The organism is Lentzea sp. NPDC004789 (assembly GCF_053601075.1).
The window spans coordinates 1-21,481 of record NZ_JBSGBE010000038.1; the positions used below are offsets into that span (position 1 = coordinate 1).

Annotated in this window: 18 protein-coding genes; 10 read left to right on the forward strand and 8 right to left on the reverse strand. The window is 63.9% G+C overall.

The features are described 5' to 3' along the window. Nucleotides 1–301, reverse strand: a 301-nt coding sequence (locus tag ACWEIJ_RS44490) for a WXG100 family type VII secretion target (protein WP_449843337.1), incomplete at its 3' end; no start/stop codon positions are given. A gap of 231 nt (nucleotides 302–532) precedes the next feature. On the opposite strand from ACWEIJ_RS44490, the gene ACWEIJ_RS44495 reads away from it, so the two are divergent. Further along, entirely contained in the window at nucleotides 533–1,639 is a 1,107-nt protein-coding gene (locus ACWEIJ_RS44495; RefSeq protein ID WP_449843338.1) for a site-specific integrase, read from the forward strand. 424 nt (nucleotides 1,640–2,063) lie between these two features. On the opposite strand, the gene ACWEIJ_RS44500 is transcribed toward ACWEIJ_RS44495, so the two are convergent. Next, entirely contained in the window at nucleotides 2,064–2,840 is a 777-nt protein-coding gene (locus tag ACWEIJ_RS44500; RefSeq protein WP_449843339.1) for a response regulator transcription factor, read from the reverse strand. Nucleotides 2,841–2,983: 143 nt separating this feature from the next. Here ACWEIJ_RS44500 and ACWEIJ_RS44505 point away from each other — a divergent pair, with 143 nt between their 5' ends. The 6 genes from ACWEIJ_RS44505 to ACWEIJ_RS44530 all read left to right on the forward strand — a co-directional run bounded on the left by ACWEIJ_RS44505 (nucleotide 2,984) and on the right by ACWEIJ_RS44530 (nucleotide 9,304). Next, nucleotides 2,984–3,361 carry a hypothetical protein gene (locus ACWEIJ_RS44505; RefSeq protein ID WP_449843340.1) on the forward strand — a complete coding sequence of 126 codons (378 nt, stop codon included), beginning with the start codon at nucleotides 2,984–2,986 and terminating at the stop codon, nucleotides 3,359–3,361. Nucleotides 3,362–4,078: 717 nt separating this feature from the next. After that, entirely contained in the window at nucleotides 4,079–4,840 is a 762-nt protein-coding gene (locus tag ACWEIJ_RS44510; RefSeq protein ID WP_449843341.1) for a hypothetical protein, read from the forward strand. Beyond that, nucleotides 4,741–5,076 (forward strand): ABC transporter permease, encoded by a 336-nt coding sequence (locus ACWEIJ_RS44515; protein WP_449843342.1) that lies wholly within the window; start codon nucleotides 4,741–4,743, stop codon nucleotides 5,074–5,076. Before ACWEIJ_RS44510 ends, ACWEIJ_RS44515 begins: the two co-directional genes overlap by 100 nt. A 567-nt stretch (nucleotides 5,077–5,643) precedes the next feature. After that, nucleotides 5,644–7,032: an O-antigen ligase family protein gene (locus ACWEIJ_RS44520; RefSeq protein WP_449843343.1), complete on the forward strand. Its 1,389-nt coding sequence runs from the start codon at nucleotides 5,644–5,646 to the stop codon at nucleotides 7,030–7,032. Next, nucleotides 7,029–7,943, forward strand: a complete 915-nt coding sequence (locus tag ACWEIJ_RS44525) for a cutinase family protein (protein ID WP_449843344.1) — start codon at nucleotides 7,029–7,031, stop codon at nucleotides 7,941–7,943. The genes ACWEIJ_RS44520 and ACWEIJ_RS44525 overlap by 4 nt, the downstream gene beginning before the upstream one ends. Nucleotides 7,944–8,815: 872 nt before the next feature. Further along, the gene (locus ACWEIJ_RS44530; protein WP_449843345.1) at nucleotides 8,816–9,304 is read left to right on the forward strand and encodes a hypothetical protein; all 489 of its coding nucleotides are present in this window, start codon (nucleotides 8,816–8,818) and stop codon (nucleotides 9,302–9,304) included. 253 nt (nucleotides 9,305–9,557) lie between these two features. On the opposite strand, the gene ACWEIJ_RS44535 is transcribed toward ACWEIJ_RS44530, so the two are convergent. From ACWEIJ_RS44535 to ACWEIJ_RS44545, 3 genes are all read right to left on the reverse strand, one after another. Continuing rightward, nucleotides 9,558–10,226 (reverse strand): response regulator, encoded by a 669-nt coding sequence (locus tag ACWEIJ_RS44535; RefSeq protein WP_449843346.1) that lies wholly within the window; start codon nucleotides 10,224–10,226, stop codon nucleotides 9,558–9,560. Between the two features lie 87 nt (nucleotides 10,227–10,313). After that, entirely contained in the window at nucleotides 10,314–11,447 is a 1,134-nt protein-coding gene (locus ACWEIJ_RS44540; RefSeq protein ID WP_449843347.1) for a hypothetical protein, read from the reverse strand. Next, complete coding sequence (locus ACWEIJ_RS44545) at nucleotides 11,447–12,733, reverse strand: sensor histidine kinase (protein WP_449843348.1); 1,287 nt, start codon at nucleotides 12,731–12,733, stop codon at nucleotides 11,447–11,449. Before ACWEIJ_RS44545 ends, ACWEIJ_RS44540 begins: the two co-directional genes overlap by 1 nt. A 161-nt stretch (nucleotides 12,734–12,894) precedes the next feature. Between ACWEIJ_RS44545 and ACWEIJ_RS44550 the strand changes: the two genes are divergently transcribed. Continuing rightward, nucleotides 12,895–14,166: a cutinase family protein gene (locus tag ACWEIJ_RS44550; protein WP_449843349.1), complete on the forward strand. Its 1,272-nt coding sequence runs from the start codon at nucleotides 12,895–12,897 to the stop codon at nucleotides 14,164–14,166. Nucleotides 14,167–14,373: 207 nt separating this feature from the next. Beyond that, nucleotides 14,374–15,378 (forward strand): TauD/TfdA family dioxygenase, encoded by a 1,005-nt coding sequence (locus tag ACWEIJ_RS44555; protein WP_449843350.1) that lies wholly within the window; start codon nucleotides 14,374–14,376, stop codon nucleotides 15,376–15,378. A gap of 74 nt (nucleotides 15,379–15,452) precedes the next feature. On the opposite strand, the gene ACWEIJ_RS44560 is transcribed toward ACWEIJ_RS44555, so the two are convergent. The 3 genes from ACWEIJ_RS44560 to ACWEIJ_RS44570 form a co-directional block, all read right to left on the reverse strand. Continuing rightward, entirely contained in the window at nucleotides 15,453–16,373 is a 921-nt protein-coding gene (locus ACWEIJ_RS44560; RefSeq protein ID WP_449843351.1) for a hypothetical protein, read from the reverse strand. A 213-nt stretch (nucleotides 16,374–16,586) separates the two neighbouring features. Continuing rightward, nucleotides 16,587–18,305: a hypothetical protein gene (locus tag ACWEIJ_RS44565; protein ID WP_449843352.1), complete on the reverse strand. Its 1,719-nt coding sequence runs from the start codon at nucleotides 18,303–18,305 to the stop codon at nucleotides 16,587–16,589. A 184-nt stretch (nucleotides 18,306–18,489) separates the two neighbouring features. After that, nucleotides 18,490–19,440: a DUF7669 domain-containing protein gene (locus tag ACWEIJ_RS44570; RefSeq protein ID WP_449843366.1), complete on the reverse strand. Its 951-nt coding sequence runs from the start codon at nucleotides 19,438–19,440 to the stop codon at nucleotides 18,490–18,492. Between the two features lie 214 nt (nucleotides 19,441–19,654). Here ACWEIJ_RS44570 and ACWEIJ_RS44575 point away from each other — a divergent pair, with 214 nt between their 5' ends. Next, entirely contained in the window at nucleotides 19,655–21,433 is a 1,779-nt protein-coding gene (locus tag ACWEIJ_RS44575; protein WP_449843353.1) for a GmrSD restriction endonuclease domain-containing protein, read from the forward strand. Nucleotides 21,434–21,481: the final 48 nt, after the last annotated feature.

Sequence of the window (21,481 nt, forward strand, 5' to 3'; positions counted from 1 at the left end):
CGATCGCACCGGTGAACCAGCCGACCACAGCCTCGGAGATCCGCTTGATCATCGCGATCAGCTCACGGACCTCCTGCGCGTGCCGCCGCAACAGCGCAGCCGCCTCGGTCAGGCCGTCCGCGGCCTTCTCCAGCTGCCGCCGGTCGCCACCGACCGTGTCCCGGCACCGCTCGGCCGCGACCGAGTGCCACTCCATCTTCCGCGCATCGTCGTCGAGCTTCTTGGCACGATCCCGCACGCCATCAGCGCGTTTCTCGATCTCGCCCGCGATCCGGTCCAGCTCGTCCGGGTTCCCGTACATGCGCTCCACCCCTCACTCACAGCGAGCAAATCATGACAGGGAGTGGATGCACACGCTCTTCGCCCGAAGATGCGTGCTTCTACTCAGCGAGCAACGGCTGTCATGGTCACAAATGGCATCGGCCGGACCAGCGACGATGCGGCCTGTGGTCGCGTGGTGGTCGCACTCGGCCCATGATCCGGTCCTGCCCTGCTCACCAGGAGCAGACGAGCAGGAAGATCGGAGGAACTCGTGAAGAATCCGAACCGCGGTCGCGTCTATCGCCGTTGTGCTTGCCGCGACGCTGGCGGCCGCCAGCTTGGCGCTCGCTGCCCGAAGCTGACCGACCGCAAGCACGGAAGCTGGACCTACGCCGTCGATCTACCGACGCTCGACGGCAAGCGCCGAACACGACGCCGCAGTGGTTTCACGACCAAGACAGACGCTCAAGTCGCGCTGGGCAAGGTGCTCGAGTATGAGCGCAGTGGCATCATCATCGACGATCGGCAGACCGTCGCCGACTACCTCGTGAGTTGGTTGCGCACCAAGGCGTTGACACTCAAGCCGACGACGATGGCGAACTACCACGCGTATGTCCACAAAGATCTGATCCCGCACATCGGATTGATCAGACTTGAAGACCTCTCCCACCAGCACGTCGTGCTCTACGTCCGCAACCAACTGGAGGCTGGCCGCGGCCACACCACACTGCGCCGCTGTGTCGCAACGCTGTCCAGCGCACTCGGTGACGCCGTACGGCAGCACCGCCTGCCATACAACGCGGCCAAATACGTCTCCGTCGTCCGGCCGACGAAGTACGAGCCGACCTGCTGGTCTCCTGCCCAAGCTGCGCAGTTCCTCAAGTACTGTGCCGACCACAACGAACCGTTGACCAACCTCTTCGAATTGATCATCGGCACCGGCATGCGCAAAGGCGAGGCTCTCGCACTGCATTGGACTGACGTCCACCTCGAAGAGCATGTGCTCTTCGTGCGCCAGACGTTGTCCAACGTCAACAACTCCACGCCGGTCTTCACCGCACCGAAAACTAAGAGCAGCCTCGCGTGGGTCGGGCTCTCAAACCGGGTCATTGCCGCACTCCAGAACCAAGCCAAGCGCCAACCCGACCGCGCGTTGGTGTTCACCCGACGCGGAGGGCAACCACTACGGCCTGAATACGTCCTGCATCGGTTCCACAAGCTCGCCGAGGAGGCCGGGCTGCCCAGAATCCGCGTACACGACCTGCGTCACTCGACCTTGTCGACGACAACGGAGATCTACGGCCACCTGCTCCGCCACGTCGCACTCGACGCGGTGAAGGCGATCGAGACGGCATTGAAAGAAGCCGAAGCGGCGTAACGCGACCACTTGGCGACCACAATCGGGCAGAAACGACACCAGCGGGTCTACCTCGAAAGGTAAACCCGCTGGTCATTGGCCGTCGGGACGACAGGATTTGAACCTGCGACCCCTTGACCCCCAGATACGGGTTCGCAGGCTGCTGACCTGCATAAACAGGAACGTTGAACGCAGTTCGGCGCACCTGACTGCAAATCAAGTGGACTGGCTGCGATTTGACCAGCCGATCAAGATCCACTCCTGGGCGTTCTGCGGCGAGATAGCCGGCAATGCTGGTCATCACCACCGGGTGCCCCACAGGGAGCACCTCCCGGAACACAACAGTGGTATCAGTAAGACCCTCGCGCTGCGATTCGGGCGCGCGCAAGGCCCATCGACGAGTACAGCCATGTTTGGCGGCCGGGACCACAAGGCGAAATCCGAGCTAGCGAGGGTCGACCGTGCTCAAGTGCGGCAGCACGAGCGCGGCAGCACCCGCGCGGCTTCGCACACCGGTCCGGTCGAAGATGTGCTCCATGTGCTTGCGCACCGTGCTGACCGCGATGAACAGCTCGCCCGCGATCTCCGCGTTGCTCCGCCCCTGCGCAGCCAGCCGCAACACCTCCTGCTCACGCCGGCTGAGCCGGGGAACGTTCCTCAGGCGGCGCTGCGAGTCGAGATAGATCTCGTACAGATGCGGGCGCAACATGCGCATCAGCAGACGTTCACGCTCACCAAAGTCCCTACCGTCGTATCGCCACAGGAGCACCCTTCTTGTGCGTCCCCGCTGAGTTGGAATCGACACGAGTAGGCAGTACTTCAGGTCACCACTGCCGTCCGCGTTGAACACCTGACGCCACAGCGCGGTGTCGTGGTACTCAGCCTGCGTGTAGAAGTCGGAGAACTTGATCGCTTCATGGAAGTCGGCTGAACGCTCGTGATAGACGCACGGCAGAAACTCCTGGTACAGATCCCAGTAGAGATCGTCGGGATCGTCGTCGTTCAGATCCAGCGAACGTGCGCCGTCCATGGCGTCCTGACTGGTCAAGGTGATCCTATCCAGCAGGTTGAACTCACAAAAGACCGCTGCGTCACAGCCGATCAGTTGACGCAAGGTGTCCATCGCGGCCCACGGCATGCCCTCTGTTGGAGCATCGTGGCGACCGGCATCAACCACGTCCATCAGCGCGCGGAGATCCTTCTCCGCCAACAGCTCCGCCATCGCGCAGTCCCTCCGGGGTCGCACCCGAACGATACGCCTGCACCTGCGGCCAGGACAGAAATACGCCTTGATGCGAATACCCCGGCCGGCGCAGCCGGTCGACTCTAGTTCCGCACCACAACCACTCGTGGAGGGAACAAATCATGACCGTCGAGAAGGACGATGTCGGCTTTGACATCCGTGGCGACATCTTTCAGATGCACGGCACGCACGTGCACGACAGGGAGAACTGGCGCCCCGGCAAGCTGACGCTCAACGTGGCGAACGGTGCCGGCAAGTGGGTCGACGTCGTCATCGAGAGCACCTACCCGCAGGCTTCGCTGATCTGGCAGACCAGCCGGATGTCCAAGGGGTCGTCGGTGAGCCAGGACCTCGAGCTCAACCTGCACCGCAACAAGGCCATCAAGGTCACGCGCTGGGCTCCAGGCTTCTTGGACATTCCAGGGAGCGGCGGTGGCGAGGTGTTCTTCGTCGTCCCCGACGACGGTGATGTCACCATCGACATCTCCGTCACAGGCTAGCTCCGCAAGACCGGTGATCGTGGTGGTGCGCCGGTGTTCGGCGCACCACCCGTGCACCAGCACGTGTTCGCCTGGCCGGCAAACTGTGTCCGCAGCGACTGTAGGTAGCCGGTGTCCAATCGCGATTGGACTTATCTGGCCCTCAGAGCCCCAGCCTCCTCGCGGATTTCAGTGCCTGGCGGACCAACTCGCATGCCACTCCCACCTCGCCGACACGTACCCTGGCTTCGCCCTGGCACAACAGGCTTTCCACCTCACCGCGCATGGCCCCAACGCCACGATGAGTTGCGAGGGAGCTCGAATACGCATCGGTCGCGTCAGGAAGACGGCCGATCTCCTCAAAGGGGCGAATACCTCGCCGGCCCGAAGAGCGCACGCTCGATGCACTGAAGGGAGTTGAACATCATGGCAACGATCACATACGGACCTTCAGCGAACTGGTACTGGTCCGCGATGCCATTGCTCGCAGTCGGAATCGCCGTCGCGACTGCGCTCCCGATCTACTTTGCTGCCACTCGTACGTCGGAAGTCGTGCCCCGCAGCACGTCCAGATCACCGAGACTGCGGTGAACCCCGGACCCAACTGCGCGCGACCGCTCATCCCGTGCGCTGATCCCCAGACCCGCTGGATAACGCGGTCGGCCGCCCCAGCGACATAACGGTGTCCGCCCTGCCTGTGACGTCCGCCCCTATGCAGGCACCGTAGAGGGACTCGTCGTGGTCATCTACCTGCTTCGCCGTCTACTGCTGGCCGCTGTCACATTGCTGGCCGGTAGCTTCCTGTCGTTCTTATTCGTGGCCAGCGCGGGCAACCCTCTCGCGGAGGCACGGCTGCGGCCTGGTGTCACCGAAGCCCATTTTCGTGCGCTGGAAACAGAGTTCGGCTTGGACAAGCCGGTACTCGAGCGGTACTGGGCCTGGCCCACCGGGTTCGTCCAGGGCGACTGGGGACGCAGCGTCGCGCTCAACCGCGCACGAGGTGACGTCCAGACAGCCGTTCTGGAAGCGGTATCCATCACCGCTCGGCTGATCACCACCGCCGTCGTGCTCGCCCTGCTGCTGGGTGTGGTGGTGGGCGTGTTGTCGGCGCTCGCCCAGTACTCGATCTTCGACTACGTCGCCACCGGGCTCGCCTACGTGATGTTCTCGATCCCGGTCTTCTGCGTAGCGGTGATCATCAAGACTTACGGAATCCGGCTGAACGACCTGTTGGTGTCCCTCGGACTGGGCAGGTGGATCACCACCGCGGGCTCGCCGAACATGGGGTTCACTGGAAACCTCATGGACATCGTCTACAAGTGCTCTGGGACGTTGGTGCTGCCGACGCTCAGCCTGATGGTGATCAGCTTCGCGGGTACAGCCGGTTACAGCGGACATCGATGCTGGAGGTTCTGGACTCCGACTACGTGCGCACGGCCAAGGCGAAAGGTATCTCCCAGGCACGGGTCGTCATCAGGCACGCGCTGCGCAACGCGCTGATCCCCGTGCTGACGATGTTCTCGATGGACTTCGGCAGCATCCTCGGTGGAGCACTTGTCGTCGAGACGGTGTTCGGCTGGCCCGGCATGAGCCACCTGCTGGTGAGCTCGGTGCGGCAGTACGACCCGCACATGCTCATGGGCTGGCTCGTGGTGACCGCGACCATGATCATCCTGTGCAACCTGCTCGCTGACCTGCTCTACGCCGTCCTCGACCCGCGGGTACGCGTCGTCTAGCGGGCGACCTCGCTGAGGTGCGGCAGCACGATCGCTGCCGCCCCAATCCGCGTGCGCACACCGGGCCGAGGGCCCTGATCAACCACTTGGCACGTCCGGTGATCACCGGATCACCAGTAGTTCGATGGCCATGGAACACTCCTGGCGCTTGGTGATCAAAGACGGCTTGCGACAAAGCGCCCCCGGCGGATGGCAGACAGCAGCTTCGCGAGCTCCGACACGACCGCTCAAACCAGGTGGCACCCTTGTCGCCGCACCGGATCTCTCGGACGAGTGGTGCTCAACGCTGAACGCGGCGTTGGACGCGCTCTCCGCAGCCGAGACGGATCGGATCGCCCACACTGCACAGCGTCGCGATGACACAAGCCCGCCTCACCGAGGCGAAGCCCGTGGCGCCGTTTGGGTGACACACCGAAGTAGCGCTAACACATCTCGGAACCGCGTCGATAGCCAGGCTGCAGCACCCCGCAGCGCAATTGTCGACGTCGCGAGATTTCCGCCGAGCCGACTTTCGCGAGCACGTGCACGCACTCGAATGGCGTGCACAAGAGCGATAAGAGCGTGCCCATGAAACGACGGTTCCGACCACCTGACGGCCCGAAGTTCGCCGGCCCGTCGCACTTCGCCACAGACCTTGGCGCTACCGGAGCTGTCGCTCGCTTCCCCCTGTCTCATCTTTCCATCTACGTCGCACTCGCGTGGGGACTGTTCGCCCGGGGTGCTTTCTTCGCCTCGGATCTGTACGTTTTCGTCGCGCTGGCAGCCGTCGTCGTGGTCCTTCATGGCACGGGCAGCAACACCCGCCCCGATTTCTGGTGGTTGCTCAACGCCGGCTTCATCGGCACCGCGATCATGGCCTCGGCGGTGGCCAACGATGCGGTGAGCGACGGCGTTCATGCGCTCCTCCCCGTCGTGGCTGCCACCTTTCTGGGCGCGGCCGCAACGTCGATCGACGCGCTCGAAAAGCGCGTTCTCGTGATCCGGGCCGTCGTCGACGTGATCGTCCTGGTTGCAGTGGTCTCGTGGATCGGCGTCGCGTTTCATCTGGAAATCTTCGCTCACGCACTCGATCAGGGATGGCGAGCGGAGGGCACGCTCGGCTATGCCAACGTGGCCGGGATCATCCTGACCACAGGCGCACTTTGTGCCGCTGGACTGGCCAGGATCTCTCAGCGTCGCCCCGATGAGATTCGCTGTGCCGTGGTGATCGTCGGCCTGTTGGCCACTCAGTCACGTGGTGCGATCGCGGCGCTTGTCGTAGCTGGTTTTGTGCTGTGGCGAACCTCCCGGCCGACAGCGATGGTTCTGTGGCGCAGCAGCGGCTGGGCGATCGTGACGTTCGCCGGGCTTTTGCCTTCGGTGCACAGCGACGGGGCGCAGCCGGTCGGCGCGGTCGTAGGGCTGTGCGCGGCACTGATGCTGACATTCTTCGCGTCGAGTGACACGACACCGACCACGGTTCGTCGGGTTGTGCTCGGTCTGCCTGTTGCCGCAGGGGCTTTGGTTGTCGCGCTGTCACGTGATCGCATTCTCGATCACGGCAGTGGCCAGGGGCGTACCAGACTGTGGAGCGACGGCTGGAACGAGGCAGGGCAGGCCTGGATCTTCGGCCGAGGACCCCACGAGATCGCCGCCGTCAGCAAGGGGGAAATCACTGTCCTGTTTCTGCACAACGACTTGCTGCAGTTCTTCGCGTATTACGGGTTGGCAGGCCTCTTGGCGGTAGGGCTGATCGTCAACCGGATAGTCAGGGCGTTCGCCAGAACGAAGCTCGCTGAGCAGCCCGAGATGCGAGCTGTTGGTCTTGCGGTGTGCGCAGCAGTGGCGTTGGCCGCGCTCCTCGACTTTCCGCTTCAGATTCCAGTCGTGCCCGCGATTGCAAGTCTGGTGGTCGGTCTCACAACTCAGCCTCCTGCAATCGATGCTGTTCCTTCCCGAAAAGGAGTGTCGTCGTGAAGATCAGGCGTTTGTCCGAGCTACGCCCCGTGAACCTCATCGTCGTGGCCGCGGTGGCAGCGACCTTCTCGGTCGCGCAGATGACAGGAGGAGCGGCGTCGCTTGCGGCACTTTCCCAGTGCGCCGGCGTCAGCTTCGTCGCCGCCATGGGGTCAGGCCAGGCGTACAGCGGACCGACCAATCTCGATCCGTCTCAGGAATTGAAGAGCGCGTACACCGCTTTTCATGACAGACTTGGCGGACGCGTGACGGATACCTTGAGAGTGCTCAACTATCCGGCACTGCCCGTTGATGTCATCGTGGAGAACCTCGACGGAAACCCGCTGGCCAACTTGCAGAAGGTCTTCGGCACGAACCTGCCGAAGTATCTCGCGGGCAAGGATGTGGGCATCCAGCAGCTGTGGAAGACGTTCACAGCTGTCCGAACCGACTGTCCGGACCAGAAGATCGTTCTGGCCGGCTACTCACAGGGTGCCATGGTGGTGCATCAGTTCCTGGAGCAGCTCTCAAGGAAGAACGACAACGCCGGACAGGCTGCCATCCGAGGTGTGATCCTCCTGGCCGATCCCGATCGCGTCCGGTTCTCGACCATCGTCGACTTCGGCGACGCCGACTTCGGGTCGGACGGCATCTGCGTCGAGGCGGCGAATTTCGGCATTTCGTGCACCTCTCCTGACCGCCTGACGGACATTCCGGGCCGGTTCAAGCGATCCACCGTCGGTGTCTGCTTCATCGACGACATCGTGTGCGACACCAGCCGCGTCATCCACGACTACATCGTCAACACACCGGAGGGCCGCAAGCGGCTCGTGAAGGTGGCAGTGGATACTCACGTCTTCTCCTACCGCTCGGCCTACCAGACGAGGCTGACGGGACAGCGCGTGGCACAGATGGTTCTTCCCCGCCCGTAAGCCCTGGCCGGCGCCAGGGCAACATCATCCTCTGGCGCCGGAGCCGTCCACCTCACACGGGGCTCAGCAGAGCGGCGTCGCGGCAGACTCGGATCGCCGGTCCAGATGCAATCGTTCGGTCCCGCAACTGGCGGTCCTGGATACCCGCATGTCTGTGCGGCAGAGTTCCTGGTCGAGAGTCAAGTCCTCTCACCATGGATCGGCAGCTTCTCGAACCGTCCCAGATGGACGGCAAGCTCACATGCAGGGTTGACTCGACCGGCCGTCGGGTGGCTCTCTTGCCGGCTTGTGCATAGCCAGTTCAGTGACCGGAAAACGAAAGGCCAGCCACCACAGGTTCAAAGTTTCGGGCACGGAGCGTGCTTGGATCATCAGGCCGTATGCCTGCGGCTGGTCCGGGATGAGCGCCTTCAACGCCTCCGCCGCACCGGGGTTGTACCACTTCACTGCGCGATCAGCGAGTGCACTCGGTGCGCGAGATGAAGCGGCCCTTGCGTGAAAGCTGCGATAGCACGCAAAGGCCTAGTCGCTCAAAGACGCCAAGTTCGAGCGGACCACACTGCCGCGGTGGCCAAGCGAGCTGGCCACCTCGTGTAGTCCGACGCGGTAGATGAGATGTCCGCTGACGATGGCCCCTGAGCGATGGATGCGGCACCTAAACCCTGGCTCACGACTCTGTGAGTGCGGATCTTGTGGCCGCTCATCATCTATGGCGTGGGCGCCAGCGCGATCTTCACCTACGTCTGGGAACGCGGTCGAACTGTCGACGCGTTATCGCCCTCGACCGTGGCTGCGGTCGCCAAGGCCATCCTCGTCCTGGGCACGATGGCCGCGGCGCCCTCCGTGATCGGCTGTGGCGTGTCCAATGCCGGATGCACTGGATCAGGGACGTCCTCGACCGGCGCGCCGCCGAATCGCTACGCGCCGACGAAGTACTGGCCGAGTTGATCGAGTGTCGAAAGGACAAGAGCGCCTGCCTCGCGGTGCTGGCCGTCTTAGTAACAACGGCCGTCATCAACACAGGCACCGTCCGCCAGGCGTACCTTGCGACCGGCACTCGGCCAGAGCTGTTTCCACCTGAATGGCTGCTGGTGTACGGCGTCCTGTTCACATTGGTCTTGCTCCTTCTGTACGTGCCTGTTTTCGCTACCTGGCGCTCGCGGTGCCTCGAATTCGTCGATGACATCTACCCTCTGCCCGCCGACGCTCGCCCAACTGACGAGTGGGTCAGCGGTCGTACCAGGCTTGTCCAGCTGCTCGGCGCTGACGCCAGCGTCAGCAAGAACCTGACCGCAGCATCCGGGATCCTCGTCCCGCTTGCCATCAGCGTGTTGAGTGTCGTCATACCCGGCTTGAAATGATGTTCAAGGGAGATCGCGAACCCTGGCCGGCGGAACGCTCATTCGAGCAGGCGCGCCGCCAGTTAGCGATCCGGCCTCGCGGTGCGAGCGCCACCCGCACCGCACATCCCTCAGCGATGCTGTCTTCTTCAGCGTGGATCGCCTGGGAGCGGAAGACCCGACACATGCGGAAGGTCCTCGTCCGCCATCAGGTCCGCTGGAGCATGGGGGTGAAGGTTACGAGGTTTGAAGTCGAAGGAGTCAAGGCGGATGCTTAACCCTGACCCGAAATCAAGTTATCCTCCAAAGCTCGTTGACGAAGTTCAAACTTCGTGCGCGCTTCCCGGCCCGCCTGGGCGTATTTCTCTCGCACTCGGTCGACATAGCACTTGGCGGTGTGGACACTTACGCCCATCTGCCTCGCGACAGTCTTCATAGGAAGTCCAGCGGCATAGAGAGTTAGCGCCCGGATCTCCTGGTCACTCAGGTCCGGATGACTGGCCATTCCCTCATCCGCGATCAGCATCTTGGCCAATGTAGGCGTAATGTGACTGGCTCCGGCCGAAGCCGCCTTCACCGCCGCAAGGATCTCCTCAGCGTCAGCGTCTTTGGGCAAGAAGCCCAAGGCTCCGGCACTGACGCTCTGCCGGACGTGCCGCGGGTCCGACAAGGTACTGATCATGACGGTAGCCACCCCTGCCGGCCGCAGCATCGCCAGCTTCACCGCAACGGGGATTCCATCCTGCAAATCAAGATCCAGCAGAACCACGTCCGTCGGGAACTCCGGGTCGGACAGGAGGTCAGCCCACGAACCCACGACGGCGACGACCGTCACGGCCGAGTCGACATCGCGCAGCCAATTATCCAGACTGCGACGCACGATGGAGTCGTTGTCGACGATCGCCAAACGAATCGGTGTCACCTGGCGATCTACTTCCAGCATGCTCAAAGTATCGCACCGATTCAACGCGCTTAGAATCATGTCAACCCGTCCGGTCGAACAATCCTCAAGACGTCCGAGTGCTTACCGTCACTGACGAGGGACGCGGCCCTCCACCAGCAGGACACCCGGACCAACCACTCGCACCTCTCCGCCTAACGCAGCGGCAGCCGCCTGAACGGACAGATCTGCGCTCGCCTCCTGCGCGGATGCTCCTTGCGCTACAACGACTACAGCGACCGGATCAGAATCGGCCACGGTAACCCGGAGAGTTGTCCACTCCGGGAATCTCCGCAGGAGGTCGATCAATGCGGCAACATCGGCTCCACCGCCCTGTCCGAGCCCCGCGAGTGCCCCCACGACTTCCACCGGCACCTCGACCTCGTTCGATCCGATGTGCGCTTGGAGCAACCATCCCCCGGTACTCGATTCGACCAGCTCGCGCCGCAACGCCTCCATGAGCGTTCGCGCTCGTGCCGTCGTCGTCATGTCGAGGGGTAGTGCCGCTCCCTGGCCCACCTCAGAGAGCAAGGGCACGACCTGCGCACGCAACCGGATCAGTCGGCTTTCGCTGTCCGTTCGAATCGCCGCCTCGGCAGACTGCTGCGCCTCCGCCGACAGCCTGCGAATCGCAATCTCCCGACGGACCTCCAACACAGCTGTGTACAACCGCAGGTAGTGCGCTGCGCTGAGCACGGGTATCAGACAGCCCGACACCAGCAGCACCAACGCCACCTTGTCGAGCCGCATGGCACTCGCCGCCAGGCCCAACGTCACCACACCGATTGCCGCGTGTCCGGCCGCAGCCGCGACGACCTCCCACGACGGGCGATACGGCGATATCGCGACAAGCGCGATGGCAACCGCGCCCCAGTTCCACGACGCGGGGCTGTACCACAGCTCTGACGGCAGCTGGGACACAACCGCGACGTCCACCGCATACAGCAGCACCACAGACAACGCCAACACCGGCACCGGCAACGTGCCAGCGTGCCGGGTTCCGGTAGCGACCACCGCGATGAGCACGCAGACCTGCACCAGCCACGCCACCGCCGCCACCCACGGCAAGGAGTACCGGTGCCACTGCGCGATCATCTGAGTCAGCGAGAACACCGCGCTCACCGCTCCGATGGACAGTGCGATCCGACCTGCGTTCGGCACGACCGCAACGCCCGCGAGAATCCGGTCCTTCAATCCGAGGGAAGGCGTGAGTTGGTCGGTCATCAGGTGACTCCGGGCTCAGTCACGGCTGCAGGAAAGCGTGGCACGGTAAGGAACACAGTGGTCCCATCCCCCGGTTTCGAGTACACGGTCGCACTGCCGCTGACGTCCCTCAGCCGGCCGATCACCGACTCAGCGATACCAAGCCGGTCCGATGCGACTGCGCCGAGGTCAAACCCTCGCCCCTCGTCGACGACGGCGCAGTGAAGATCGAGCGCGCCGATTTGCACGCTTACCGTCGCGGCGGTGGCCCCGGAGTGCCGTTCCACGTTCGCCACGCACTCATTCACCGCAGCGATGAGTGCGTCAGCCGCACGCGGCCGCACTTCGTCCATCGCCAGCGCGGATGGAGTGCCGAACACGGTCACAGAGACTCCACGCGCTTCCCAGTGCTGCTGCAGCGCGTGCCACGCGGCTGTCCGGTAGCTGATCACCTTCCCTGGATCCGATCGGGAGTCGTCGACCCGCAACGGCGGATGCTCCGGTGCATCACTAAGTGCGCGGGAGTCCCGGACGCACGCCTCGCGCACCACCTCCGACGGCAACCCGCCTCCCCCGTGCGCCAACACGGTGAGCGTGGACAACACGGTGTCGTGCAACGTCCTGCTGTCCTGCTGCCGCGCGCGCCATCGCGCCTGCGCGACTTCCCGCGCCGTCAGCGATCGCTCGGCCGCCGCCATGAGGTCCTCGGTCAAGCGGGCACCTCTCCGCATCATCACCGCGACGGTCACGCCGAGCGCCGCGGTGAAGATCACGCCGTTCAACGCCACCACCGGATCGAGGGCTTGTCCCTCCCACATCAGAAGGCCCGCCCATCCCGCCCCACCGACCACCAATCCGGCAACGCCCCAGAACGGACCACGAGACAAGGACAGGCCTACCGTCGAGCCACTGACCAGAACGGCGAGAACCAACTGCACGGAGTGCCAGCCCAACTCCGTCCCAGCCGATACGACGGCGGCCACCGCGGCAAGCAGAAGCGCCAGGGAGGCCAGCGTGGCCACCGTCTGCCGCGACCGCCTGCACACGACGTACAGCACCACACCGTGCACGACCGACAACGCGATCGCTGACAGCGACGCCGCTGTCCACGATCCCCACGTGCCCGCGAGCAGAGTCGCAACGGTGGTGATTTCGTAGAGCGCCGCGACTCGAGCCCCCATTGGCTGCAGCGCAAGCCGCCCACCGAGCTCGACGGCCGCCTCGAAGGCAGGCTCGGCAACGGATGTGGTGCGATCGCTGGCCGGCACACCAGGATCATCCACCGACCGCAACGTCCGGTCGATCATCCGGCGTGCCCCCTCTTCAGGGGGCAACGACGTGCAATTCCTCTGGTGACGACCGCATGCACCCCCGTGCCCCCCACACAAGCGGCATGACGAGCCCGAAACAGCGGTGCCACGCTTCGCTCCCTTCCACCCGGAGGAGAAACCCGACGAGGAGACAAACCATGACCAGAGGTCGTTCCAGGCCACGCCGATTCCACATCGCTGCAATCGCTAGCGCGATCACCGCGTTAGCGATCGTCGCGACCGCCCTACCCGCCAACGCCGTCGGCGGCTACCACACCAGCGGCTCAAGTGTCCGCGTCCGAGCCGGAGCCAGCACGGCCACCGCACAGATCAACACCATTCCCACCGCAGGAACCGCGATCGACATCGCCTGCCAGGTCGCCGGCGAGACCGTCACAGCCGCAGGCTGGGGCACCTCTTCGGTCTGGGATCGCCTCAACGGCTACAACGGCTACATCTCCGACCTGTTCGTCCAAGAGACCCCGTACGCGCAGTTCGACCCCCGAATCCCCCGGTGCGACGCACCGCCGCCCCCGCCACCGCTGGCGTACACCACCGCACAGACCGTCAGCATCCGATCCGCCCCGTCGTTCAACGCCTCGTCCCTCGGCCAGATCCCAGCAGGAACAGCCATCAGCATCCAATGCCAGAACTACGGAACCGTGGTAAACGGCAGCGCGATCTGGGACAAGGTCAACGGCGGATTCATCTCGGACTTCTACGTCAACGGCACCCCGTTCAACGCCTTCGACAGCCGACTCCCGCGCTGCGGCCTCAACTACCAACCAGTCGACTGCTCCAAGGTCCTGTTCATCGGGGCACGAGGCTCCGGCGAGCCGCTCGGCCCGGAGAACCTCGGACAGTCGGGAACCGCACCGTCCGCGGTGCAGGAAACCCGGAACCTGCTCGCCGAACGCGGCATCAGGCTCGACACCGAGGGCGTCATCTACCCGGCGTACGACGTCGATCTCCTTCCTGCCAACTGGAGCTACTGGTACTCCGGCGTGCCGCAGGGTAGAGACGAGACGTTGCGGCTGCTCCGCAAACGCACCGACGGCAACGTGTGTGGATGGCAGAACACCAAGGCCGTACTCGTCGGCTACAGCCAGGGAGCGATGGTCGTCGGAGACGCCATCGCGCTGATGACCCCGCAGGAACGCTCAACGATCCTCGGAGTCGTCACCTACGGGAATCCCTACTTCAACCCGAACGCCAACGGCGCGATCGGCGGCAACGGCCAGACAGGCAAGCTCGGCGGGCGAGCCGCCTACCCCGACGGTCTCGACTCCCGCTCTCGCGACTACTGCCGCACGGAGTTCGTCTGCTCGTTGTTCAGCGGTGACATCGAAACGCACAAGCACTACCAGCGACCGAACCTGGAAACGACCTGGGGCGCGGACTTCCTCGCGGCCCAAGCCAGGAACCGGTGACCGCATTGCTTGCGTATCGGCAAGCAGCACGCGCCGCGAATACTGTTCTTTTCGCAAGGTTGCGTTGCTGGAAATTACTCCGGAGTTCGCTCACCTACGTCAGCGATGGAATGCTTCAGCTTCTATCGGCTGATCATCTGCGGTGCGCTTTACCAGGGGCGGCCTTGGTCGAATCAACCTGACCATTCGCGAATGCGAGGCGAGAACATGACGCCGAAGATCGTTGCGTCGAGTTATGTTGCCGAGAACAGGCTTGTCTTGAGATCTTCCGAGAAACAGGCAATGTTGGACCTGGTCAAATCGGTGTCTGCTGATCCTGCTATGGACCCTGAATTGTTTTGCGTTCAGGCGAGTCGGGCTGCGCGAGTGCTCCCCACGCGCATCCACGATGCTCTGCTCAGCTTCGACCGTCGGGGTAGCGCTACGGGCACCTTTTTGATCGAGGGTATGCCGGTAGGGCCTATTCCCGCAACGCCTCCAGACAACACGTTGCACCTCGGTGAGGCCACGCTTCTGTCCAAAGCGCAAGCCATCGTCAACGAGGCGGCCGGACACATGCTGGCATACGAAGCCGAAGGGTTCGGTCGGCTGTTCCAGGACATGGTCCCTGCTCGTTCGGCTGCTCACACCCAGACCAGCCTCGGCTCTTCAGTGGAACTCGAACTGCACACTGAACAGGCCTTCAGCGTGCTGCGCCCGGACTTCATCAGTCTCGCATGCCTGCGAGGTGACCCGAACGCCCAGACCTACACCCTCACTGCCCGCCAGGTCGCCGAAGCGGTCACCACTGCCGAGCTCGAGACACTTCGCCAGAAATGCTGGATGACGGGTGTTGATCTGTCGTTCCGCAGGGGAGGGCAGGCGTTCGACAAGGGTGAGATCCGCGGTCCGCTGTCCATCCTCGAAGGAGCTGAGGATGACCCGTTCATCGTCTTCGACCAGGACCTGATGACGAGCAACCAGTCTGCGGCCACGGCCGCCTTCGACACCGTCATCGACACTTACCGCCGACACAGGCACTGCCATGTGCTGAAACCGGGTGACCTGCTCCTGATCGACAACCACAGGGTAGTGCACGGGAGGTCTCCGTTCCGCCCGCTTTTCGACGGCTCTGACCGCTTCGTCGTTCGCTCTTTTGTGGTCAGAGATCTCTCAAAATCCAGGTTCGCCCGCCCTTGTGACTCGCGGACGATAGCGGCGCGATTTAGTTAGCCCGCGGCATAGAGTTTAATCACCGAACGGCGCGTGCAGGCCGTTGACCCGACGTCTGCACGCGCTGTTTGTGTCTAGTGATCAAATTCACGCTCGGCGGCGAGTGCGAGAGCTCGGCCGGTCGCTTCGTTGCACATGGCGCGAACCGTCGAACGGTCGTCGTCTGACATCCCGTGCAGTATGTTTCGCATCGCGCCTACGCACATCTCAATCGCCTCTCTGTTGTGTTCGCGCAAACTCTCGATAGCGCTGCATAGTGTTTCGATCTTTCGCGCACTGGGAACCCTGGAAAGGCTGATCACGCCTTCTAACAGCAGGGACGGTGTAGTAATGGTCGAAGCGACGAGCAGGTCAAAAACGTCTGCATCGTCCGGGTACACCATTCCCAAGGTGGCCGCGAGCTCTACTCGTCCCGTGGGTGTCAGCTGATCGCCTGCCATGGCGACAAGGGCAGATTCTCTGAAACTTTTCCCCGCGAACCTCGCGACGTCCATGTTCAGCTCCAGTCCGACTTCTCCTGCCACTGCGGCGTTCAGCAAATTCGACAGCGGTTCCCGAAGTTCGGGCCTGACAAGCCTTGGCTCTGCGGTCAGCATCGCGACTGCTTTCCGGGTGGCAGGTCCGACCGGCCACAGGCGCGCTGCGAGAGACGCCATGTCAGACAACGGTGGGTGCTCATCGGTGTCAAAGAGCGGCTCGAACAGGTCGTCCACAGCGCGCTTCACCCACGGCACGCTGCGCCCTACGTCTTCGAGCGTGCCCCGAGCCGCGAGCTGGACATGAGGGTGCGGGTCGTTCCGGGCCAGCTCGGCGAACAGCGCGAAGCCTGAAGGATCGAGTGCGTTGCCGTACCACCAGGAGCAGCCGCCCTCTGCTGCGCGGCGCACCGTTGGATCGGGACTGGCCAGATGCTTTTTCAACTGCACAAGTGCGTCGAGGCGGCCCGTGCAGCCGAAGACTCGGGCAGCGTCGGCAGAGTCGGGTGCCTCACGCACGTTATTCATAAGGACGTCCACAGAGCCTGGCCGGACCTCCCGGAGACAGCTTGCGTCTGACGTAGAGATGGGCAACCCAGCAGCGATGCGGGCCTCCACCGCGGCTACCGCTTCGTCCGGAGCGACCCTGTACAGCGAGTACGAGGCGCTCCGAGTTGGTCACATGGATGAGGCCTCGCACCGGCTACCGGACTGGGTATCGCTGGCCGTGGCCTAGATTCCAGTCGGTTCGGCAGACCGCGTGCCGGCGCTCTCGCTCTTCTCACCCGTCTCAATGGAGGCGTAGCGCCGCCGTTGAAGCTCATCGCGTTCAGCGTCCGGGATCGTCATCGACTCGGAGAGCACGGCGGCGAGCGCGTCCGCTTGAGCGCTGTCGACGTCGGTGTGGAAGCGCCACCGGATGTTCTCGTCGCGTGTGATGAGGTCGATCACCGGGCGTGAATCACTGCTCGGTGTGGTTGGTGCTCGAACGTAGCGCACCTGGTCGATCGGGATGTCCTGGTAGATCTCGGCTTGCTCGAGGAAAGTGTTCGTCCTTGCCAGGATGATGCGGCGATCTGTGACGGCGACCAGTGTCCTGTCCGAGGTCTTGTCCATCGCTGCCGCCAACATCCCCATTGCTCCACCGACGATCGCGGAAATGGGACCGTCGTCGAGCTGCTCGGGGAAGCCGAGGGCACGCAGAGTCTCACCGTCGTCGAAGAGCCACCGCAGAATGCGAAGGTACGGCTCTGAGTCCAGCGACTCGGGTCCGCAGATTACGTCGGGGACCTCAAGCGGAGGGACCGGCGGATGGAGAGAGTCGGCAAGGGGTTCGATCGCCTCCAGAAGCCGGGCGGAAATTTCGCGGGCTGCCTTCACGTCCTTCCGCTTCCCCGACAGCAGCCATGCGTCCGGGTCGCGAAGCTCAGCGGTGATCCGAAGCTCACGAACCAGCGCGTCGACGAGGCTCCTCATCTCGGCGAGGGTCGAGTCGAACTCCGCACGGGTGTCGCGGGCGATGACCTCGGCGTAGTGCGCCTCGGCGACATCTTCACGCCCGGCGGCCCTCGCCCTCGCGGCGCGCAGCGCGTGATACCCCGTCCACGCGTTGAGGGAGGACAGCAGGCCGTAGACGTCGAAGGCGATCACCTCGGCGTTGGTCTGCAGGTACTCGCGGTGGCTGCGTGCGTCGGCCCGATCGATCCGCTTGACGTGGTCGCGGACGTTGCCCTGGTAGAGCTCGAGCTGCTTCCGCAGCAGCGCCCCGCTGCCCGCGACGTCCTCCCACAACGACGTCGGGACCGACTCGATCTCGCGGGCCTGGTCGACCGCGCGATCGACGGCGGCGACGAGCCCCGTCAGCTCGGCCCACTGATCCTTGCGGACGGCGGTGAGGACCTGGTTCGTCAGCGCGAGGTTGGCCCTGACGAGGCCCGAGACCTCGTTCAGCATCATCTGCAACGCGACCATGGCCAGTGCCGGCCCGACCGAGGCCGCCATCGACGCCTTACTCACCGCGGTCACGGGGTAGAAGCGGGCCTGATGCAGGATGCCGCCGGGACCCATCACCGCTCCGAGGTTCCCGCCGTCCTTGACGGCGAGCGTCGCGCCGCTGTTCAGCAGGGCCTGTGCCGTGTCGCCGATCCTATAGAGCCCCTGCACGCTGGCGAACGCGTTGCCAACATTGCCGACCACGGTGGCCGCGTTCCCGATCGAGGCAAGGATCGCTGAGATCTGCTTGCGGTCGGCAGCCGGCACGATCCCAAAGTCGACCAGATCGGGCTTCAGTTCCGGCGGAATCTCACCGGCGACGACAGCCACCCCTGGGAGCACCTCCACCAGTACCGTCGACGTCGTCGAGTCGATGTCTGAGTCGGACGTCGGATCGTCCTCCACAGGCGAGTCGGTGGTATCGCTCCGGCCGTTCTCCTCAGGCTCGGCGATCTCCATCGAGTCCGAAGGGTCCTGCATGCGATCGTCTCCCCACAAGCGCGCAACGGCCGGACCTCGTCGGCGTTGACCGCCGAAGTCTACGGCTCAATGCCCTCTGACAACCCAAATCCAGCGGGCTGAGCAAAAGCGAGTTCATGACACGAGCGGGCGTTCGATTGATCACGACCTCCTGTTCTGCTTGTCAAGCAACGAGTCTGTAGCGGCCGGGGCCGACCCGCTCGAGGTCGGGGTACACAGTCGCATGGTGATCAGGTGCATTGACGCACATACGAGAAGTGACGTGCGTGCGTACGGTGCCCACGGCGTAGCGGCTGCCACGCCGCCTGACCTCATCGATGATCTCGGTCAGCGTGAACGTCCCGTCAGGAGATTGCGCGGCGAGGATCTTCGCCGCCTCCAGGATCTCCTCCCGTGCACCGACACCGACCAACGGCAAGCTCAGCGGCGGGTCGGTCATGGCGAGGCCGGCGTTCCTCGGGGAGCTGATGCTCTGCTCGCTCGGTGTTCCAGCAACTGCGAGGCAGAGGTAGCGGAATGCAGCTTCACGGCCGCGTGAGTCCACCACCGTCGAGTAGTCGCGCCACCGGCATCCATACGTTCCCGTCAGTACGAGCGGTACATCTCGCTTGTGCGTGGTACCTGTGCCGGCGTGCGGTGCCCAGCCCAGCGTTCCGGACAACGTGCGGCCCTCGTGCAGGCGGAAGGCGGCGTCGATCGGATCGAGCTTGCGTCCAGCCCGCCAATAGCTGGAATCGTTGGTCAACGTCACCGCCCAACCGACGTCCGCCCATCCCTCAGTGACCAGCTGTTCCAACCGCACCACGTCCTTGACCACGTCGTGGCGGCCGATGTCCTGTGCCGCCTGATTCGGCAGCTCGTACTGCTCCCCGGCGACCGCTCCGGTGAACCCCGCGACGAGGTACTTCAACTCGACAGCAGTCCTCACCCCGTTGACGCACACGAGCAGATCCAGCCGGACGCCCCTCGTCGGGCGAGTTTCCAACCTGATCTGCGCGCCGGGATTCCTACATCGAAGCTGCCAGGCCAAAGCGTGTTGAAAGTCAGCCTCCGAGTGGAAGATCGGCCTCTGCAGGGCCAGGTCGACCAGTTCCTGGTCCATCTCAACAGTCATGATCACCTCGCCCCCTCGTAGACACCGTGGCGAGCCGCAGCCCGCTGCCACGCCAGCACTGCATGCATCGCGCTGAACGACACCACCGTTATCCCCGGTCTCAGTACCTGCTGATCCCCCAAACGCCAGGCCGATCCGTGCGAACGAAGCACCGAAACCTTTTCTGTCTGTCCCGCGATAGAGCTCTCGACACCGCCGCAAGTCAGGAGATCACATGGGCGTTGAGGCCTTCGGCATCGAGAAGGAGTTCCTCAAGGATCTGCTCACGCAGGTAGACAAGGGCGAGGCGAAGCTCCCTGAATTCCAACGCGGATGGGTCTGGCCGGAACGGAATATCGCAAGCCTCATCGCCTCGATCTCCCTTGGCTACCCCGCCGGCACGGTGATGATGTTGAAGCACGGCGGAGACGTCCGCTTCAAGACCAGAGCCATGGAAGGCGCACCCACCACCACGTCCACTCCCGACCGCCTCATCCTGGATGGGCAGCAGCGCCTGACTTCGCTGTACCAATCGCTCTTCCGCAACGAGCCGGTGGAGACCCACGACAGCCGCAGCAAACCCGTCCGCGGCTGGTTCTACATCGACATGCACAAGGCGCTGCTCGGCGACGCCGAGCGTGAAGAGGCCGTGGTCTTCGTCCCGGAGAGCAAGGTCCGCGTGGACTTCCGCGGCCAAGCCGTGCTCGACCTCTCCAGCCCAGCCCGGGAGTACTCCGAACGGATGTTCCCCTGCGCCGCGGTGTTCAACTCGATGCAGTGGATGATGGGGTTCGTCCAGCACTCCCCGGAACATCAGAGCGACAACCTCCAGCTGTGGAGCCACTTCCACGAGGCCGTCGTCAAGCGGTTCGAGCAGTATCAGCTTCCGGTGATCGAACTGGGCAAGAGCACACCCCGCCAGGCGGTGTGCCAGGTCTTCGAGAAGGTCAACACCGGCGGCGTGACACTGACCGTCTTCGAGCTGCTGACGGCGACGTTCGCAGCGGACGACTTCGACCTCCGGCAAGACTGGGTCGACCGGCAAGCGCAATGGACAGGCGGGAAGTACCCGATCCTCGCCGAGGTCGCCAACACCGACTTCCTCCAGGCGGTGACTCTGCTCGGCACCTACGAACGTCACCGGGCAGCAATCGAATCAGGGCGCGACGAGACCAACGCGCCACGCATCGGCTGCCGGCGAACCGACATGCTCAACCTCACTCTGGCCGAGTACCGCAAGTGGGCGCCCAGCGTCACCGCCGGCCTGAAAACGGCCGCGCAGTTCCTGCACTCCCAGCACATCTTCGACACCCGCTTCCTCCCCTACGGAAGCCAACTCATCCCGCTGTCGGCCGCCTTCGCACTGCTGGGCAACAAGGCCGATACCGTCGGCGCGCGAGAGAAGATTTCCCGCTGGTACTGGTCTGGAGTCTTCGGAGAGCTCTACGGCGGCACGACCGAGACCCGCTTCGCTCGCGACCTTCCCGAGCTCGTCGCGTGGGTGACCGGCCACGGGACCGAGCCCAGGACCGTGCAGGAAGCGCAGTTCTTCTCCAGCCGCCTCTGGACGCTGCGGACCCGCGGCTCCGCGGCGTACAAGGGCCTCTACGCGGTGCTCCTGCAAGACCGCCCCGTCGACTGGGGCACCGGATCCGACATGTCCGACGAGAACTACTTCGACAACGCAGTCGACATCCACCACATCTTCCCCAAAGCCTGGTGCGAGAAGCAGGGCATCCCACCCGCCGACTACAACTCGATCCTCAACAAGACCCCGCTGACCGCCCGCACCAACCGGATCATCGGCGGCCGCGCACCCTCCGCATACCTGCGCGGCCTCGCCAAGAGCGCCGAGACAACACCCGAACAGGTCGACCTCAACGTGCAATCGCACAAGATCTCCCCCGAGGCGTTGCGCGCCGACGACTTCAGGACCGCGATGACCGCCCGCGAGACCGCCTTGCTCGCCCTCATCGGCAGCGCAATGGGCAAAGAGGTCCAGGTCGACACGTAGGCGAGCGGACGAGTGGCATGTCCTTCAGGCAAGCAAAGGTCCTATGTC